General features: G+C 62.3%; 17 protein-coding genes. 10 read left to right on the top strand and 7 right to left on the bottom strand.

The window, feature by feature from the left end:
• Positions 1-104: 104 nt before the first annotated feature.
• A complete protein-coding gene (locus ASD44_RS04050; RefSeq protein WP_156459767.1) occupies positions 105-1,199 on the top strand; it encodes a COX15/CtaA family protein in 1,095 nt (364 codons plus the stop codon).
• Here the strand turns inward: ASD44_RS04050 and ASD44_RS04055 are convergent.
• The 3 genes from ASD44_RS04055 to speB are packed head-to-tail and all read right to left on the bottom strand — an operon-like array spanning position 1,189 to position 3,989.
• The gene (locus ASD44_RS04055) at positions 1,189-2,022 is read right to left on the bottom strand and encodes an aminoglycoside phosphotransferase family protein (protein ID WP_056109093.1); all 834 of its coding nucleotides are present in this window, start codon (positions 2,020-2,022) and stop codon (positions 1,189-1,191) included. The two genes, ASD44_RS04050 and ASD44_RS04055, sit on opposite strands and share 11 nt — an antisense overlap.
• Positions 2,022-2,960: an N-acetyl-gamma-glutamyl-phosphate reductase gene (argC, locus tag ASD44_RS04060; protein ID WP_056109095.1), complete on the bottom strand. Its 939-nt coding sequence runs from the start codon at positions 2,958-2,960 to the stop codon at positions 2,022-2,024. The genes ASD44_RS04055 and argC overlap by 1 nt, the downstream gene beginning before the upstream one ends.
• Before the next feature lie 39 nt (positions 2,961-2,999).
• Positions 3,000-3,989, bottom strand: a complete 990-nt coding sequence (gene speB / locus ASD44_RS04065; protein WP_056109098.1) for an agmatinase — start codon at positions 3,987-3,989, stop codon at positions 3,000-3,002.
• 229 nt (positions 3,990-4,218) lie between these two features.
• On the opposite strand from speB, the gene ASD44_RS04070 reads away from it, so the two are divergent.
• Positions 4,219-5,514 carry a DUF445 family protein gene (locus ASD44_RS04070; RefSeq protein WP_056109100.1) on the top strand — a complete coding sequence of 432 codons (1,296 nt, stop codon included), beginning with the start codon at positions 4,219-4,221 and terminating at the stop codon, positions 5,512-5,514.
• Between the two features lie 202 nt (positions 5,515-5,716).
• A complete protein-coding gene (locus ASD44_RS04075; RefSeq protein WP_056109103.1) occupies positions 5,717-6,241 on the top strand; it encodes a MaoC family dehydratase in 525 nt (174 codons plus the stop codon).
• 10 nt (positions 6,242-6,251) lie between these two features.
• On the opposite strand, the gene ASD44_RS04080 is transcribed toward ASD44_RS04075, so the two are convergent.
• Positions 6,252-6,947: a fumarylacetoacetate hydrolase family protein gene (locus ASD44_RS04080; protein WP_056109106.1), complete on the bottom strand. Its 696-nt coding sequence runs from the start codon at positions 6,945-6,947 to the stop codon at positions 6,252-6,254.
• 192 nt (positions 6,948-7,139) lie between these two features.
• Between ASD44_RS04080 and ASD44_RS04085 the strand changes: the two genes are divergently transcribed.
• Positions 7,140-7,823: a response regulator transcription factor gene (locus tag ASD44_RS04085; RefSeq protein WP_056109109.1), complete on the top strand. Its 684-nt coding sequence runs from the start codon at positions 7,140-7,142 to the stop codon at positions 7,821-7,823.
• Between the two features lie 27 nt (positions 7,824-7,850).
• Here the strand turns inward: ASD44_RS04085 and ASD44_RS04090 are convergent, their stop codons facing one another.
• Positions 7,851-9,185, bottom strand: coding sequence for a hybrid sensor histidine kinase/response regulator (locus tag ASD44_RS04090; protein ID WP_056109112.1), 1,335 nt, complete (start codon positions 9,183-9,185; stop codon positions 7,851-7,853).
• 7 nt (positions 9,186-9,192) lie between these two features.
• A complete protein-coding gene (locus ASD44_RS04095; RefSeq protein ID WP_056109115.1) occupies positions 9,193-10,395 on the bottom strand; it encodes an FIST signal transduction protein in 1,203 nt (400 codons plus the stop codon).
• Between the two features lie 239 nt (positions 10,396-10,634).
• Here ASD44_RS04095 and ASD44_RS04100 point away from each other — a divergent pair, with 239 nt between their 5' ends.
• The 5 genes from ASD44_RS04100 to ASD44_RS18850 all read left to right on the top strand — a co-directional run bounded on the left by ASD44_RS04100 (position 10,635) and on the right by ASD44_RS18850 (position 16,134).
• Positions 10,635-11,135 (top strand): (2Fe-2S)-binding protein, encoded by a 501-nt coding sequence (locus ASD44_RS04100; protein WP_056109118.1) that lies wholly within the window; start codon positions 10,635-10,637, stop codon positions 11,133-11,135.
• A 120-nt stretch (positions 11,136-11,255) separates the two neighbouring features.
• Positions 11,256-13,604: a xanthine dehydrogenase family protein molybdopterin-binding subunit gene (locus tag ASD44_RS04105; RefSeq protein WP_056109121.1), complete on the top strand. Its 2,349-nt coding sequence runs from the start codon at positions 11,256-11,258 to the stop codon at positions 13,602-13,604.
• 10 nt (positions 13,605-13,614) lie between these two features.
• Positions 13,615-14,412 carry a xanthine dehydrogenase family protein subunit M gene (locus ASD44_RS04110; RefSeq protein ID WP_056109124.1) on the top strand — a complete coding sequence of 266 codons (798 nt, stop codon included), beginning with the start codon at positions 13,615-13,617 and terminating at the stop codon, positions 14,410-14,412.
• Between the two features lie 170 nt (positions 14,413-14,582).
• Entirely contained in the window at positions 14,583-15,998 is a 1,416-nt protein-coding gene (locus tag ASD44_RS04115) for an OFA family MFS transporter (RefSeq protein ID WP_056109127.1), read from the top strand.
• A gap of 10 nt (positions 15,999-16,008) precedes the next feature.
• Complete coding sequence (locus ASD44_RS18850) at positions 16,009-16,134, top strand: hypothetical protein (RefSeq protein ID WP_274533089.1); 126 nt, start codon at positions 16,009-16,011, stop codon at positions 16,132-16,134.
• Between the two features lie 55 nt (positions 16,135-16,189).
• On the opposite strand, the gene ASD44_RS04120 is transcribed toward ASD44_RS18850, so the two are convergent.
• Complete coding sequence (locus ASD44_RS04120; RefSeq protein ID WP_056109129.1) at positions 16,190-16,687, bottom strand: GNAT family N-acetyltransferase; 498 nt, start codon at positions 16,685-16,687, stop codon at positions 16,190-16,192.
• A gap of 282 nt (positions 16,688-16,969) precedes the next feature.
• Between ASD44_RS04120 and ASD44_RS04125 the strand changes: the two genes are divergently transcribed.
• Entirely contained in the window at positions 16,970-17,644 is a 675-nt protein-coding gene (locus tag ASD44_RS04125) for a YjbE family putative metal transport protein (RefSeq protein WP_056109130.1), read from the top strand.
• Positions 17,645-17,669: the final 25 nt, after the last annotated feature.

Consider the following 17,669-nt stretch of genomic DNA (forward strand, 5'->3'; position numbering starts at 1 on the left):
GCAACCCGTCACGAACGGCGCGACCGCGTGCCGCGCCGTCCGGCCTTGCCAGCGTCTGTGTCATGGTTCACCTATCCGCCACCTTGACCGAACGGATCATGGATATGAGCAGCATTTCCTCGACAGCAGAGCCGCTGGTTGCCCGCGACCGCGACCTGCACAACCGCGCGCTTGTTCGCGGCTGGCTCTATCTGGTGCTTCTGGTGCTGTTCGCGCTGGTGTTGGTCGGCGGTGCGACAAGGCTGACCAACTCCGGCCTGTCGATCACCGAATGGAAACCCATCCATGGCGTCATTCCGCCGCTCAACGATGCGGAATGGCAGGAGGAGTTCGCCCGCTATCAGCAGATTCCGCAATATTCGGAGATCAACAAGGGCATGGATGTCCATGCCTTCAAGTCGATCTTCTGGTGGGAATGGGCGCACCGCATCCTGGCGCGCGGCGTTGGCTTCGTCTTTGCGCTGCCGCTGCTGTTCTTCTGGGCGACACGGCGCATCGAACGCGGTCTGACCCCCAAGCTGGTGGGGATATTGGCGCTGGGCGGGCTACAGGGCGCGGTCGGCTGGTGGATGGTGGCTTCCGGTCTTGTCGATAGGGTGGATGTCAGCCAGTACCGGCTGGCGACCCACCTCACCATCGCGGCTCTGATCTTCACCGCCACCATGGTCGTCGCCCGCGGACTGGCGCGCTATTCCGAACCGCCGGCCGACGATGCGACGCAACGAATGGCCGGAGTGTTGGTGCTTCTGGCGCTGGTGCAGATTTATCTCGGCGGACTTGTGGCCGGACTGGATGCCGGCCTCAGCTACAACACCTGGCCGCTGATGGATGGCCGAATCATTCCGGGCGACCTGCTCATCCTCGATCCCGCCTGGCGCAATTTCTTCGAGAACCCCAAGACCGTGCAGTTCGTGCATCGCATCGGCGCCTACACCGTCTTTGTCGTCGCGGCCTGGCATATGATCGCTACGCACAGGCGCCTGCCGGGCACCACCCATGCGCGGCGCGCCACGCTGATGTTCCTTCTTGTATTGGCGCAGGCGGCCATCGGTATTTCGACGCTGCTGATGCAGGCGCCCCTGCATCTGGCGTTGACGCATCAGGGCTTTGCCCTGGTCCTGCTTGGCTTCGCCGCCGCGCATTGGCGCGGCACCAAGGGGGCTTACCCGCTGCCGAACGACATCGCCGTCAGAAGCTGAGCCGGACTGCCCGGACCGCCGCTGCGACCGACAGTTCGCGTTCCTCATCCGCGTCGTTCCCGTCTTCCGCGTGCCAGGCCGCCGACAGGCAGCCATAGGCAAAGGCGTGGTCGAGCACGCGGCGCGGATCGAGCATCAGCACATTGTGGAAGATCGCCGCCATCCCGGCGATGCGCCCGGGGTCCTTGCAAAGCGCATCGCGGTCAAGGGGATTGAAGAACATGTTGGCGGCATCGAAACATGGGTCGCCAAGGACGCCCTTGGGGTCGATGGCGAGCCAGCCGCGACGGCTCTCGATGATGTTTTCATGGTGCAAATCGCCATGCAGAGGGCGGATGTCGCGTGCGTCGTCGAGCAATTCCTGCGCCACGGCGGCGGCTTGCGCATAGAGGCCAGAAGAGCCGGCTTTACGTTCCGCCTCGGCCACACGGAACAGCGCGACGAAACGCTGCCGCAGCTTTTGCAAACCGGTTGGGGCAGGGCGGTCGGAAGGGGCATGCAACCGCGCCATCACATCGGCGGCGATCTCCGTGGCCGCCGTGTCTCCTGCCTTGTCGAGAACTTCGGTCAGGTGCCGTTCGCCGGCATATTCGAGGAGCATCCGCTTGCCGTCGGTTCCGAGCAGGCGCACCGCGCCGCGGCCATCCAGCCAGCGCAGCAGATGCTTGCCGCGCAATTCGTCCGCGACGTCGTCGAATGGCTTGAGATCCTTGATGATGGCCGTCGTGCCGTCGTCGCGGACGACTTTCCAGATGCGGCTTGAAAACGTCTCGGCAATCAATTCCGCGCCGCTCACATTCCAGCGGCGCGGGAAGGATGGCATCAGGCTCGCCCGTTGAGGCCGAGCATGATGTCCATGTTCTGCACCGCGGCGCCCGAAGCGCCCTTGCCGAGATTGTCGTAGACGGCCACCAGCAGCGCCTGCGCCCGCTTGTCGTTGGCGAAAACGTAGACCTTCATCCGGTTGGTGCCGTTGTATTCTTCCGGCTGGATTTCCGGCACCCGCTCGACAGCTTCATAGGGTGCGACTTCGACCACGCCGCCCTTGATGCCGGCGAAATGATCGGCGATGGCTGCGTGGAGTTCGGAACCGCTTGGCACCTTGTCCAATCCGCCCAGTTGCAGCGGCACGACGGTGATCATGCCCTGTGCGAAGTTGCCGATCGCCGGCTGCATGATCGGATCGTGCGAGAGCTTCGCATAGGCCTTTATTTCCGGCACATGCTTGTGCTGCAGGTTTAGGCCGTAGGGGAAGAATTCCGGCGCGTCCTCGCCCTTGGCGACGTAATCCTCGATCATCGGACGGCCGCCGCCCGAATAGCCGGTGATGCCATTGACGGTAACGGGATAATCCGCAGGCAGGATACCCGCCGCAACCAGCGGCCGCAGCGTTGCGATCGGGCCTTGTGGCCAGCAGCCGGGGTTGGCGACGCGCTTGGCGCTGGCAATGGCCTTCGCCTGATCCTTGTCCATCTCGGCGAAACCGTAGGCCCAACCGTTCGCCACGCGATGCGCGGTCGAGGCGTCGATGACCCGCGTCGTTCCGTTCTCGATCAGCGAGACGCTCTCCTTGGCTGCATCGTCCGGCAGGCAGAGGATGGCGACATCGGCGGCATTGAGGAACTCCGCCCGCGCGGCGAGCTCCTTGCGGCGTTCCACCGGCACCGAAATGATCTCGAGATCGCCGCGCTCGGCCAGAAGAACTCGGATCTGCAGCCCCGTGGTTCCGTGTTCGCCGTCGATGAAGATTTTCGGTTTCATGTCTGTCGTTCCTGAATGGCCTTGCCTGCCGGCTGCGGCCTATATGCCATGCCCTTCATGCAGTCCATGGTTCATCTCTTCCGCCCTCGCTTTGCGCTCAGCCAGAAGTCCGAGATAGTGCATCGCCACGGTCGATCCTGCGATTGCGGTAATATCGGCATGGTCGTAGGGCGGCGCAACCTCCACCACGTCGGCGCCAACGATGTCGATCTGGTTGAGCTGGCGCAACGTCGACAGGATTTTGGCCGAGGACGGCCCGCCGGCAACCGGCGTTCCCGTTCCGGGCGCGAAGGCCGGGTCGAGGCAATCGATGTCGAAGGTGACATAGGTCTTCTTGCCACCCGTGCGGTCCACGATTGCATAGGCGATGTCGGAGGCGCGCATCTCTTCGATCTCGTGGCCGTAGAGGATCTTGATGCCGAAGGTCTCGGGCGCGTGCGTTCTGATGCCAATCTGGATCGAGCGGTCGGGATCGATCAGGCCTTCCTTGACGGCGCGGCCGACGAAGGAGCCGTGGTCGATCCGCTTGCCGTCATCCGGCCATGTGTCCTGATGAGCGTCGAACTGCACCAGCGCCAGCGGTCCATGGATCGCGGCGTGCGCCTTGAGGATAGGATAGGTAACGAAATGGTCGCCACCGAGCGAAAGCAGGAAAGCGCCTGATTTCAGCAGTTTCGTCGCTTCGCGCTCGATGGTCGAGGGCGTTTTCTGGTGGTTGCCGTTGTCGAGCAGGCAGTCGCCGTAATCGACGACCGCGAGCGTCTCGAACAGGTCCTGCGCGAACGGGTATTGCGGATCGTTGTCGAGGATCGCCGAGGCGCGACGAATGGCCTGCGGCCCGAAGCGGGCGCCCGGACGATTGGTGACGGCGGCATCGAACGGAATACCCCAAACGACAGCGTCCGCGCCCTTGACGTCCTTCGTGTAGCGGCGGCGCATGAAGGAAAGCGCGCCGGCATAGGTCGGCTCCAAAGAAGCGCCTGTCTTGCCGCGCGCGGTAAAGGCGTGGTCGATGTTCGTGTTCGCCATCACGAATCCTCACTGCTGTTGACGGGCTGAAACAACTACAGAACCGGCACGGAACATGCCAGACTTGAACTTTATGAAGCGCGCATGATGGGGGCGTGACGGCCGGCAGTCGAACATTCCGGATGCGCGTTCGGGTCGAAAATCGAAAAGCCTTTCCATTGATTTGCGCGTTCGCCGCAACCAGTTGCACGATGTTAGGGTATTCCGCGATGGAACGGACGGATCGACGATGACGCAACCGGAACTGGGCGCGGCCACGGGTGACACTTCCGGCGCCATGCAGGGCAAGCTCGCGGCCCTGCGGCGCACCAAGCTGCTCGCCGCCGCGGCGCTGGCGCTGTGCGTGATCGTGTTCGCGGCGGCGAAATCACTGGAGAGCAGCCACCCCTGGCTGGGTTTCGTCGCCGCTTTCGCCGAGGCGGCCACGATCGGCGGGTTGGCCGACTGGTATGCGGTGGTGGCGCTGTTTCGCCGGCCGCTTGGGTTGCCCATTCCCCACACCGCGATCATCCCGGCGAACCAGAACCGCATCGCCGACAATCTCGGCAGCTTCATCGAGGCCAATTTCCTCGCGCCCGGGCCGGTGCGCGAAAAACTCAGGGAGGTGGATTTCGCCGCCCTTGTCGCCGATTGGCTATCCGACCACGAGCGCGCCGCGGGCCTGTCCCGTTTCGTCGCGCGATTGGTGCCGCAGACGCTGACCGCGATCGAGAAATCGGAACTGCGCGGCTTCGTCGCCAACCGGATGCTGGAGCAGGTCGACAAGGTGCGGCTTGCGCCCCTGGCCGCCGAGCTGCTGTCGGCATTCACGCAGGACCGCCGGCACCAGAAACTGTTCGACGAATTCACACGGGTCGTCGGCCGATTCCTGAGCGACGAGCAGGCGCTGGCCGCCATGCGCGAGAAAATCCGCGAGGAACTTCCTTCGCTTTTCAAGCTGTTTCGGGCCGATGCCTATCTGCTGAAGAAGATCGTGGCGTCTTCCGGGGCTCTGCTCGAAGAGATCAGGAACGATCCGGACCACCCGATGCGCGAGGAGTTCGATCGCTTCGTCGAGACCTTCATAGAACGCCTGAAAAGCTCGAAGGACTATGCGCGCCGCGCCGAGAAACTGAAGAGGGATTTTCTTGCCCGTACCGAAATCCGCGATCTGGCGCACGACGTGTGGGAAAGCATGCGCGCCTTTATCGAACAGGATGCGGCCGCGCCAAACTCCATGATCCGCCAACATCTCACCGGCATGTTTGTCGAAATCGGCAAGCATCTGGCTGGTGACGAGCGCATCAGGGCGGACATGAATCAAGGTTTCGTGGTGGCGCTGGCCTCGTTCGTGGAAAGCCAGAAGAGCGGTGTCTCGAAATTCATCGCCGACCAGGTCAAGCGTTGGGATCTGGCGCAGTTGACCCGCCTGATCGAGACGAACATCGGTCGGGACCTCCAGTATATCCGCTTCAACGGCATGATCGTCGGCGGCCTGGCAGGCATTGTCCTTTATGCGATGGAACTTCTGTTTCTCGGCAATTGACCGGAGACCCACGCTGGGGAATCTTGGGGAACAACTGTTGTCTCCCAGCGTTTGCATTGGCTTCGCCTAGCGTGGACAATAGTGGGAATCGCGCCGCAGGAGGCGGCCTCACGAGTGGGAATCGCGCCGCAGGAGGCGGCCTCACGATCGAAAACCTGCCTTGCTGTTTTCGGGAAGGTCATCGAAAGGGCCAGGATACGGAATGAAGAAAGTAGCGCCGACCTTCGATCAGCTCCGTGAGATGATAGGAGAGGAGCTTGGTGTATCGGACTGGGTTGTTGTGGACCAGTCGCGCATCGATCAGTTCGCCGACTGCACCGAAGATCGCCAGTGGATTCATGTCGATGCCGAACGGGCGAAGCGCGAAAGCCCGTTCAGAACCACGATCGCTCACGGCTATCTGACGCTTTCCCTCATTGGTGGCCTCAGCCAGGAAATGAACGTTTTCCCTGAAAACACGCGCGCCGCCTTCAACTACGGGCTGGACAAGGTGCGTTTCGTCGCGCCGGTGAGGGTCGGTGTCCGGGTGAGATTGCGGGCGAGACTGGTTTCGATGGAGGACCGGGGTCCTGGCCAGTACCTCATGAAGTTCGCCAACACGATCGAGATCGAGGGCGAGGAAAAGCCGGCGCTGACGGCCGAGACGCTGGCAATGTTCTACGAGCGCCGCAAGAAGAGGCCGGATGCCGTGTCCGCCTCCTCCTGTCTCGGTGAGGATCAGCCGTAGGCGTGACCGGCTATGCCATCGGGCCGACGACGAATTCGATCTCGCCAATGCCGTCTACGCCGCCGGTGACCTTGTCGCCGGGGACGATGGCGCCGACGCCGGCCGGCGTGCCAGTGAAGATCAGGTCGCCGGGCTGGAGGCGGACCCCCTCGCTGCAGATCGAAACGATATCGGCGATCGGCCAGATCAGTTCGGTCAGGTCGGCATCCTGTTTGACCGTTCCATTGACCGCGAGCCAGATGCGGCCGCTTTCAGGATGCCCGGTTTTGTCGGCGCGAACCAATGGTCCGCATGGCGCGGAATCATCGAAGCTCTTCGACCAGTCCCAGGGACGCGCGGTCTTCTTCGCCTCGTCCTGGAGATCGCGCCGCGTCAGATCGACGCCGACGCCGTAGCCCCACACATGCGACAGCGCGGCATCGCGCGGGATGCGGAAGCCACCGGTGCCGATGGCTGCGACGAGTTCGATCTCGAAATGCAGGTTCTTTGTCAACGAAGGGTAGGGCACAGTGGACCCGGAATCGACCACAGTGTCGGCCGGCTTGCCGAAGAAGAAGGGCGGATCGCGGTCGTCATTCCCGAATTCGCGGGCGTGCGCAGCGTAGTTGCGTCCGACGCAGAAGATCCGGCGCACGGGGAATCGGTCGTCCGATCCGGTGATGGCGACGGACGGCGCGGGCGAAGGGTCGAAGGCGTAGGCGGTCATGGTAGTCCTGCTTGAATGTCTGGTGCTGTTGCGGCCGGCACATTCGCTTCATTCGCGCCGCGCGGCAAGACGATTTATCCAGCCAAAACCGCTATTTGTGCTTTCGGTTGCGGCAGGCCAGGCCTTATACTGATTGCTGAAACGCGGCAGGCAGCCATTTGACGCCGCGCCCGGCCGAAAGCTGATCCAGCCATGTCCCCACCGAAAGCGCTAACCCGGTTCCTGATCATCGACGATCACCCCTTGTTTCGCGAGGCGCTGCACAGCGCCTTGCAGATGGCCTATCCCGACATCGAAACAGTGGAAGCACGTTCCATGACGGAGGCGTTGCAACTTCTGTCCGCAAACGATCAGTTCGACCTCGCGCTGCTCGACCTGTCGATGCCGGACGTCCATGGCTTCGACGGACTGTTGCAACTCAGGACGTATCATCCGCGACTGCCGGTCGTCATCGTGTCCGGTCACGAGGATCCGAAGATCGTTTCCGAGGCGCTGTCATATGGGGCGGCGGGCTTCATACCGAAGTCGGCACGCAAGAGCGATCTGGCCGGCGCCATCCGCTCTGTAATGGAAGGGGCAATCTATATCCCCGAAAACTACCAGGCCAGCCCGGCGGATGCCGACAGCATCGACCGCGCCGACATGGTGCAAAGGCTCTCCAAGCTGACGCCGCAGCAGTTGCGTGTCCTGCAGATGCTTAGGCAAGGTAAGCTCAACAAGCAGATCGCCTATGAGCTTCAGGTGGGGGAAACCACCGTCAAGGCACATGTGTCGGAAATCCTGCGCAAGCTCAATGTCTACAGCCGCACGCAGGCTGTGATCGAAGTTTCGAAGCTCGACAACGCAGAGCTTTTCCGCGATTCTGGCGGTTTCTAGCTCAAAATTTCCCGAGTTCCGCTGCTTTCAGGCCAGAAGATGTGCCAGCAGCGCCCGCAACTGCGCCGGTTTGAGCGGCTTCTGCATCAACTCCATCCCGGCGGCGCGGGCGGCTTCGGCGACCGGGCCCGAGCCATCCGCCGTCGCGATCAGCGCCGGCACCGGCCGGCCCAGATAGTCGCGGATTTCCTGCACCGTGCTGGTGCCGAGATCGCCATGGTCGAGATGCTGGTCGGCGATGATGATGTCCGGCACCCATTCCGTATCGCCCAACGCATCGAGCGCTTCACGCGTCGAGGCCGCTTCGCGTACGGCGCACTGCCAGTGACCGAGCAGCGAAGCCATGGCTTTCAGCACATCAGGGTCGTTCTCAATGAGCAGCACCTTGGTGCCGAAAAGACCGTACCCGCGCGGCCGTTCCGGCTCCGCTATCCTGTTACCAGTCGCTATGCCCGCCGCTGCCGGTACGTCGACATGGAAGATCGTGCCGCGCCCGACGCGCGAGGTGAAAGTGACAGGATGATCGAGGGCGCCGGCGATACGCTGCACGATTGCCAATCCCAGTCCAAGACCTCCGCCGGTCGATTCCGCTTCCGCCGCGGAGGTGCCGCGGTGGAACTCCTCGAAGATCGATTCCCGCTGGTCGTCGGGAATGCCGCTGCCGGTGTCGGCGACATCGATGCGGACCGTGCCGCCGCGATGGCGCGTGCCGATCAGCACGCCGCCCGAGCGCGTGTAGCGCATGGCGTTCGAAATGATGTTCTGGAGAATGCGCCGCAACAGCGTGCGGTCGGAACGAACCGTGGCGTCGACCGTCCGGAACTTCAGCTTCAGCCCTTTCATTTCCGCCTGCGGCTGGAAATCCGAACGCAGGGAGGAGAAAAGCGCTTCGAGGCTGACATCGCCTATTTCGGGCTGCACCACGCCGGCATCGAGCTTTGAAATGTCGAGCAGGGTCCGCAGCAGGTCTTCCATGGTTTCCAGCGAGCGCTCCACCTGGCGCACCAGCTTGCGGCCTTCCTCGCTGGTCTGGATTTCCGACAGGGCCGACACCGAAAGGTGAGCGGCGTTCAGCGGCTGCAGCACGTCATGACTGGCGGCTGCCAGAAACCGTGTCTTGGAAACGTTCGCCTGCTCGGCGCTTTCCTTTGCCTGGCTCAATTCGATGTTTGAATGTTCCAGCCGGCGCAGCGTCGCATGCAGTTCGTCGGTGCGCCGCCGCACCCGGTTTTCCAGCGCGATGGCGGTCTGGAACAGAGAGAAGGCGTTGCCCTGCTGGTCCATCGAGCGCTCGACGCGCGAAATCAGCGCGGCGTTGATTTTCTTCAGGCGTTCGACGTCGTCGATCTGGCTCAGCGGCATGGCGGTTCTATTCTGCCGCCCGGCGATGGCCGAAAGCAATGCCGGTAAATGTCTGGTTGAGATGCATGGACCGGTATTGCTCGCCGTAAGTTCCGAATCCGACCACATTGTGCGAGCGGTAGACTTCGGACATCTCGCGGCTGATCTGCCGGTTTTCGGCATCCAGCCTTCGCAGGACGCAGTCGAAACCGAGGACCATGTCGATGCCGCCGAGCTTGCGCCCGGCTTCCGTAAAGGCGGCTTCCGTCGTCTCAACCATGCTCTTGGGCTGGGCGACCGACAAGACGATGCCGTCATCTATGGCGCAGAAGAACGACAGCGAGCCGTCCGGATTCATCTTGCGGATCGAGCGGCAGTAATATTCGCCGCCGACTTTCACCACCACCGGATGCGATGCGAAGGAAAGCGGGGTCAGGCTGTTCGGCACGATGCCAACTGCGGAAGCGTATTCGTCGGCGGCCCTGGCCGCATTGAATTCATGCACGATGCGCCGGTCGGGTTCGGAGCCCGTGACGACCAGCTTTTCATCCGTGGGGACGAAATTGTCGGTCTTGAAGACATGAAACGGGATTTCCGTGGCGATCAGGACGATGATGGCGCTGTCGGAGGCGCAGCGTCCGTCGGCGATCAGTCGCGTCGTCTCGAATTTGAGGTCGTCACCGGCCGAGCCGCCTATCAGCGGGATGTCGTCCAGCCCCCAATGGATGGCGGAGGTTACCGCTTCTTCGGCATAGGAAAGCCCATCGATGAAGCACAGCGCGAATAAATTGCCGCTCTGCTCGGCGCCGAGCCTGGACTGCAGGCTTCGTCGCAGGGCCTCGACCTCGCCGGTGATCCCGTCCAGGCCCGAGGAGGACAAGTTCTCGACCATCGTCGTGACTGCGGTGAAGGATCCTGCCGGCATCAGCATCGCCAGCACATGCCCATCCTCCATGCCCTGCGGTGTAATCTCTCCCGCGGTCGAACAGCCCGCATAGCGAAGACCCGGCGCGTGACGCTGCAGCGCAGCCGTCAGGTCGTTCGCTTGCATCAGGCTCTGGGAAAAGAACAGCAGCGCGAAGTCCGCGCCGATGGCTTTCGCCTCCAGCGCCACGGCGTGCGCAAAGGCGTCGGCGTCGGCGTTGTCGCTGGATAGCGCCGACAAGCCGCAGGCATAGGCCGTGCGCGAACAGACCAGCGGCTCTCCTTCGGGATGTTTTTGAATGTTCATTTCTGTCCGGGGCGCGATGCGGCTGCCATTTTCCCTTTCCGCCGGCGCTTTGGCAATGGCCAGTGCAAATCGCCTATGACCAAAAGTACTATGTACGCCCGCCCGGGCCGATAGCATTCTCTCGCCACATCGGTTTCGCGGGATTGTCTTTTGGCGGGGTTATGCGGGATAACGGTGGAGGAGCGGGCGCGGCCTGCAATCCGGCGCGGCATACCAAGGTAGTCACCCAGGGAGGTTTCATGTCAGACGTTTCATTGACGATCAATGGACGCAAGGTCAGCGGTTCGGTCGAAGACCGCACGCTGCTGGTTCATTTCCTGCGCGAACATGAGGGACTGACCGGCACCCATGTCGGCTGCGACACCTCGCAATGCGGCGCCTGCGTCGTCCATGTCGACGGCAAGGCGGTGAAGTCCTGCACCATGCTGGCCGTCCAGGCCTCGGGCTCGACAGTGCTGACGATCGAGGGCCTGGCCCACGGAGCCGATCTGCACCCCGTTCAGGCGGCCTTCAAGGAACATCACGGCCTGCAGTGCGGTTTCTGCACGCCCGGCATGATCATGACGGCCACCGACATGATCGCCCGTCACCCCGAGGGGCTGGATGAGGCAACGGTGCGGGCCGAACTGGAAGGCAACATCTGCCGCTGCACCGGCTATCACAACATCGTCAAGGCTATCCTTGCCGCATCGAAGACGATGGCGAAGGCCGGCAAGGGCAAGGCGAAAGTGGCTGCTTGAACGGCAGTCGGCGGTAGGCAAACGGATTGAGGGAGGCGCTTCGGCACAGGCATTCCGCGTCGTACAAACGACTGCCGACTGCCAATTGCCGACTGCCGCTTCCAAAGGGAGGAATTTTTCATGGGAATTGAAGGCATCGGCGCCCGCGTCGCGCGCAAGGAAGACAAGCGGTTCATCACAGGAGCCGGACGCTATGTCGACGACATGGTGGTTCCCGGCATGAAGCACGCCGCGTTCGTGCGCAGCCCGTATGCGCACGCGCAGATCAAGAAGATCGACGTCAAGGCTGCCAAGGCGATGCCGGGCGTCATCGGCGTCCTGACCGGCAAGGAACTCAAGGCCGACGGCATCGGCAATCTGATCTGCGGCTGGATGATCCACTCCAAGGACGGCACGCCGATGAAGATGGGCGCCTGGTCCCCGCTGGCGGTCGATAAGGTCCGTTACGTCGGTGACGCCGTGGTCATCGTGGTCGCTGACACCAAGGGTCAGGCCCGCGACGCCGCCGAGGCGGTCGAGATCAGCTACAAGGAATTGAAGGCGGTGACCGAAGCCGTCGATGCCCTGAAGCCCGGCGCGCCGCAAATCCATCCCGAGGCGGACGGGAATCTGATCTTCGACTGGGAGATCGGCGATTCAGCGGCAACCGACGCCGCGATCAAGGCCGCCGCCCATGTGACGCGCATCAAGATCGTCAACAACCGGCTGGTGCCGAACGCCATGGAGCCGCGCGCGGCCCTCGGCCAGTACGACAAGGCGGAAGACCACTACACCTGCTGGACCACTTCGCAGAATCCGCATGTCGCCCGATTGGTGATGAGCGCGTTCTACAATGTCGCGCCGGAGAACAAGCTGCGCGTCATCGCGCCTGATGTCGGCGGCGGCTTCGGCTCGAAGATCTATATCTATCCCGAGGAAATCGTCTGCCTGTGGGCCTCCAAGAAGACCGGCGTGCCGGTCAAATGGGTTGCCGACCGCACCGAAAGCTTCCTGACTGACGCCCATGGCCGCGACCACGTCTCCATGGTCGAGATGGCGTTCGACAAGGACAACCGGGTCACCGGCCTCAAGGTCGACACCATCGCCAATCTCGGCGCCTACATGTCGCTGTTCTCGTCCTGCGTGCCGACCTATCTCTACGCAACGCTGCTGTCGGGCCAGTACAACATTCCCGCCATTCATGCGAACGTCCGCACGGTCTACACCAACACCGCGCCGGTCGATGCCTATCGCGGGGCGGGGCGTCCCGAAGCGACCTATCTGCTGGAACGCACCATGGAGACCGCCGCGCGGGAGTTGGGGGTGTCGCCCGCCGAATTGCGCCGCAAGAACTTCATCACCGAGTTCCCGCACCAGACGCCGGTCATCATGTGCTACGACGCCGGCGACTACGGCGCTTCCATGGATGCAGCGATGAAGGCGGCTGACTATGCCGGCTTCGCCAAGCGCAAGGCCGCCGCCGCCAAGAAGGGCAAGCTGCGCGGCATCGGCATGTCGAACTACATTGAGGCCTGTGGTATCGCGCCTTCGGCAGCCGTCGGCTCGCTTGGAGCCGGCGTCGGCCTGTGGGAATCCGCCGAAGTGCGCGTCAACGCCGTGGGCACCATCGAGGTGCTGACCGGTTCGCACAGCCATGGTCAGGGCCACGAAACCACCTTCGCGCAGTTGGTCAACCAGCGCTTCGGCATGCCCATCGATCAGGTGTCGATCATTCATGGTGACACCGACAAGGTGCAGATGGGCATGGGAACCTACGGCTCGCGCTCCGGCGCGGTCGGCATGTCGGCGGTTGCCAAGGCGCTGGACAAGGTCGAGGCGAAAGCCAAGAAGATCGCTGCGCACATGCTGGAGGCCGACGAAAGCGACATTGTCATCGAGGACGGCACCCTCAAGGTCGCCGGCACCGACAAGAGCGTGCCGTGGTTCCAGATGGCGCTCGCGGCTTATACGGCACACAATCTGCCGTCCGGCATGGAGCCCGGCCTGAAGGAAACGGCGTTCTACGATCCCTCGAACTTTACCTTCCCGGCCGGTTGCTACATCTGCGAAGTCGAGATCGACCCGGAAACCGGCGTGACGGAAATCGTCCAGTTCGTGGCCGCCGACGATTTCGGCAACATCATCAATCCGATGATCGTCGAAGGCCAGGTGCATGGCGGCATCGCCCAGGGCGTCGGCCAGGCGCTGCTGGAAGGCGCCTACTATGACCAGACGGGCCAGTTGCTGACCGCGAGCTACATGGACTACACCATGCCGCGCGCCAGCGACCTGCCGTCGTTCAAGGTATCGACCTCGAACACGCCATGCCCGGGCAATCCGCTCGGCATCAAGGGTTGCGGCGAGGCTGGCGCCATCGGCTCGCCTCCAGCGGTCATGAATGCCATGACCGACGCCCTCGGCACCAACGAACTCACCATGCCCGCATCGCCGTCCCGTGTCTGGGCCGCGATCCACTCGGCCAAGCACTGAGGAGAACACAATGTACTCGGTCAATTATCACCGTGCGAACTCCGTCGCCGATGCCGCCAAGCTGGTGAAGACGGGCGATGCAAAACTTCTTTCAGGCGGCATGACGCTCATTCCCGCCATGAAGACGCGGCTTGCCGCGCCGTCCGATCTGGTCGATATCGCGCGCATCCCCGAGCTGAAAGGCATCGCGGTTTCGGGCAAGACAGTCACCATCGGCGCGGCGACGACGCATTTTGAAGTCTCGCGGGACGAGAAACTGAAAAAAGTCTGTCCGGCGCTGGCGCATCTGGCCTCTCTGATCGGCGATCCGGCCGTACGCCACAAGGGTACGATCGGCGGCTCCATCGCCAACAACGACCCGGCCGCCGACTATCCCGCGGCCCTTCTGGCTCTGGGCGCGACCATCATCACCAACAAGCGCCAGCTCGCGGCCGACAAATTCTTCAAAGGGCTGTTCGAAACAGCGCTGAAGGATGGCGAGATTGTCACGGCGGTGACGTTTACCGCTCCCGAAAAGGCCGGTTACGAGAAGTTTCGCAATCCGGCGTCGCGCTACGCAATCGTCGGCGTCTTCGTGGCATCGGGCAAGGACGGTGCTCGCGTCGCTGTCACCGGAGCTGGCGACGACGGGGTTTTCCGTTCCAGGCAGATCGAATCAGCACTTGCCAAGGGGTTCAGCCCGGCCTCGCTGGAGGGACTCAAATTGCCCGCGGACAACCTGATGAGCGATATTCATGCTTCGGCGGATTACCGTGCGCATCTGATCGTGGTCATGGCCAAGCGCGCGGTTGCCGCTGCGAGCCGCTAAACCCGAAACACGTATCGAAAACCTTCCCAACGGCCGGTTTCACCGGCCGTTTTCTTTTGCCAGCGCCGGAAACGTTGAACTATCGTCGTATACCGCCAATTAAGAATTGCCATATCGCATCACGATATTAACCTGCCCTTGTCCATCTTGGACGACAGGGGAGGAAGACTATGGAGACAGAAACAGGAGGAGGCGGCAGCTGGTTCAGCCGCTCGCGTACCGTGGCGAGGCCCGGCTATAGCCGCTGGATGGTGCCGCCGGCCGCATTGTGCGTGCATCTGTGCATCGGCCAGGCTTACGCATACAGCGTATTCAACCTGCCGATGACGAAACTCATCGGCATTACCGAATCTGCGCCGGACGACTGGAAACTCACTGAACTCGGCTGGATTTTCTCGCTCGCCATTTTCTTCCTTGGCGTCTCCTCGGCGGTATTCGGCCGTTGGGTGGAGGAGGGTGGCCCGCGCAAGGCCATGTTCACGGCGGCGCTGTGCTGGGCCGGCGGCTTCCTGATCTCGGCGTTCGGCGTCTATATCCACAACCTTTGGGTGATCTATCTCGGCTATGGCGTGCTTGGCGGCATCGCGCTCGGCATTGGCTACATCTCGCCGGTCTCGACGCTGATAAAATGGTTTCCTGACCGCCCGGGCATGGCAACCGGCATGGCCATCATGGGCTTCGGCGGCGGCGCCTTCATCGCTTCGCCGCTGTCGGTGTGGCTGATGAAGAAATTCACCACCGAAACCCATATCGGCGTGATGGAAACCTTCGTCATTCTCGGCGTCGTGTACTTCGCCTTCATGGTCGTCGGCTCGATCATCGTCAGGGTGCCGGCGCCAGGCTGGAAGCCGGAGGGATACGTCGAGCCTGTCCAGTCGACCAAGCTCATCACCCGCAACGACGTGTTCGTCTACGACGCGCTGAAGACGCCGCAGTTCTGGCTGATCTGGTGGGTGCTGTGCCTGAATGTCACCGCCGGCATTGGCGTGCTCGGCCAGGCATCTGCAATGAGCCAGGAGATGTTCCCTGGCCTGATCACGCCGGTGGCCGCTGCCGGACTGGTCGGGCTGATGAGCCTGTTCAACATGGGTGGCCGCTTCGCCTGGGCGTCGACCTCCGACTTTATCGGCCGCAAGAACACCTATTTCGTGTTCATGGTGCTGGGCTTCATTCTCTATTGCCTGGTGCCGTACACGGGTGCGGTCGGCAGCATTGCCGGCTTCGTGCTCTGCTTCTGCATCATCATCTCGATGTATGGCGGCGGCTTCGCGACGGTGCCTGCCTATCTGCGCGACATGTTCGGCACACGTTATGTCGGCGCCATTCATGGCCTGCTGCTCACCGCATGGTCAGCGGCCGGCATTTTCGGCCCCGTGCTCGTCAACTACATCCGTGAGTACAACGTCAATCACGGCGTGCCGAAGGCGGAGGCCTACAACACCACCATGTACATCATGGCGGGGCTGCTGGTGATCGGCTTCATCTGCAATTTCTTCGTCAAGGCGGTGGACAAGCGCTACCACATGAAAAAGGAAACAGAAGCCGATACGGCGCTTGCCACGGCGGCGCGGTCGGCAAGAGCGTAGGGAGGACAAGATGAACGAAGTCAACCAGAACCCGACCACCCCGCTCCAGCTTCTGTTGGCCTGGGGATTTGTCGGCATCCCGCTGATCTGGGGAGTGTTTCAGACGCTGCTCAACGCGCTGCAACTCTTCCAGTAGGAAAATCGATCGGGCGTGGGCTTCCAGTCCGCGCCCGATCTGGCCTTCCGTAGCTTCAGCCGGCCACTGTCCGCACATAGTAGCGTACGGTCTTCTCGCCGCCGTGGATGACCGCACTACCAACTTCGCTGAAGCCAAGGGCGGCATGAAATGCATCGGAGGCCGGATTGGGCGGGTTCACGTTGACCTCGCTCGTCACCAGGGAGTGGCCGGCTCTCCGCGCGAAGTCGAAGAGATCTTCATAGAGCCGCCGTGCGTGGCCGTGGCCGCGCGCGGAGCCAGCCACAACGATCCGGTCAACGTAGGCGAAGCGCGGATACCGTTGCTTGAACCAGTGGAAGTTCGGGCTGTCATAGTCGGCGTCCTGATCGAGTGCGATCAGAAACGCCTCCAAGGCGCCGATCCGCCTCGCAAGGACTGCCTGCGCCAGCAGATGGGAGAGCCCAGGTGTATCCAGCCAGGAAAGGTCGGCGACGTTCTCGTTATTGAGCACCAGAACTGCCGCTTCGTCCGCGCAAGTGATCGATTCGATGGGCGCGAGTGTTTCCTTCAAGGGCACTTGCAAGACCGTCTCCGTTCAGCAACCAGCGTGCATCCGCAAACCCATCTACATTGAATGGCAGTGCGGAGATGAGTTTCGACAGCAGTTTTTGACAATTCAAATCAAGTCAAAACGATTAGACCAATGGATACTTACTTTAAGGCTTTGACAGGATTTTCCGCAGGCCCTAGTTAACCGGGCGCGACTTCCTGTCGCAAGTTTGTGCTGCGTGACTTCCGGCTGCTCCGGCAATTCGAGGAACGATCGCTCAACAGAGTGCCGGAGCCCTGCCGAATGCCCTTCGAGATCGACCAGTCCACGATTGCCGCCTATATCGAAGTCATCACCATCAACCTGGTTCTGTCCGGCGACAACGTCATCGTCATCGGCATGGCGGCGGCGGGATTGGCTTCCGAGCTTCGTCAGAAGGCAATTCTCGCCGGCATCGCCGCGGCGGCTGTGATCCGCATCCTGTTTGCCGTGGTGGCGGTCAAGCTTCTGGCCATCACCGGCATCATGCTCCTGGGCGGATTGCTGCTGCTTTGGGTATGCTGGAACATGTTCCAGGAAATGTGGAGCGCCGAAGGGCACGGGGATATTCAATCGGATATGGCGGGCGAAGGCGTCCTGACCGGGGCGAAGCCCAAGCAGCTTCGCCAGGCCATCATGCAGATCATCGTCGCCGACGTATCGATGTCGCTGGACAACGTCCTGGCCGTGGCGGGCGCAGCCAGCGAGGACATGAACGCCCTGATCTTCGGGCTGGTGCTGTCGGTCGTCCTGATGGCGGTCGCCTCGACCTTGGTTGCCAAATTGCTGGGCAAGTACCGCTGGATAGGTTGGATCGGCCTGGCAATCATCGTCTATGTCGCTGGCACCATGATCTTTGAAGGCAGCGAACAGTTGATGGCGCTGGATTGGCACGCCATCTTCGCGCGTTGGACCGGCTCGGCCACCATGGCGCATTAGGCGCGAACAAGCACCCGGCAGGCGA

The organism is Mesorhizobium sp. Root554 (assembly GCF_001427025.1).
GTDB lineage: Bacteria > Pseudomonadota > Alphaproteobacteria > Rhizobiales > Rhizobiaceae > Mesorhizobium.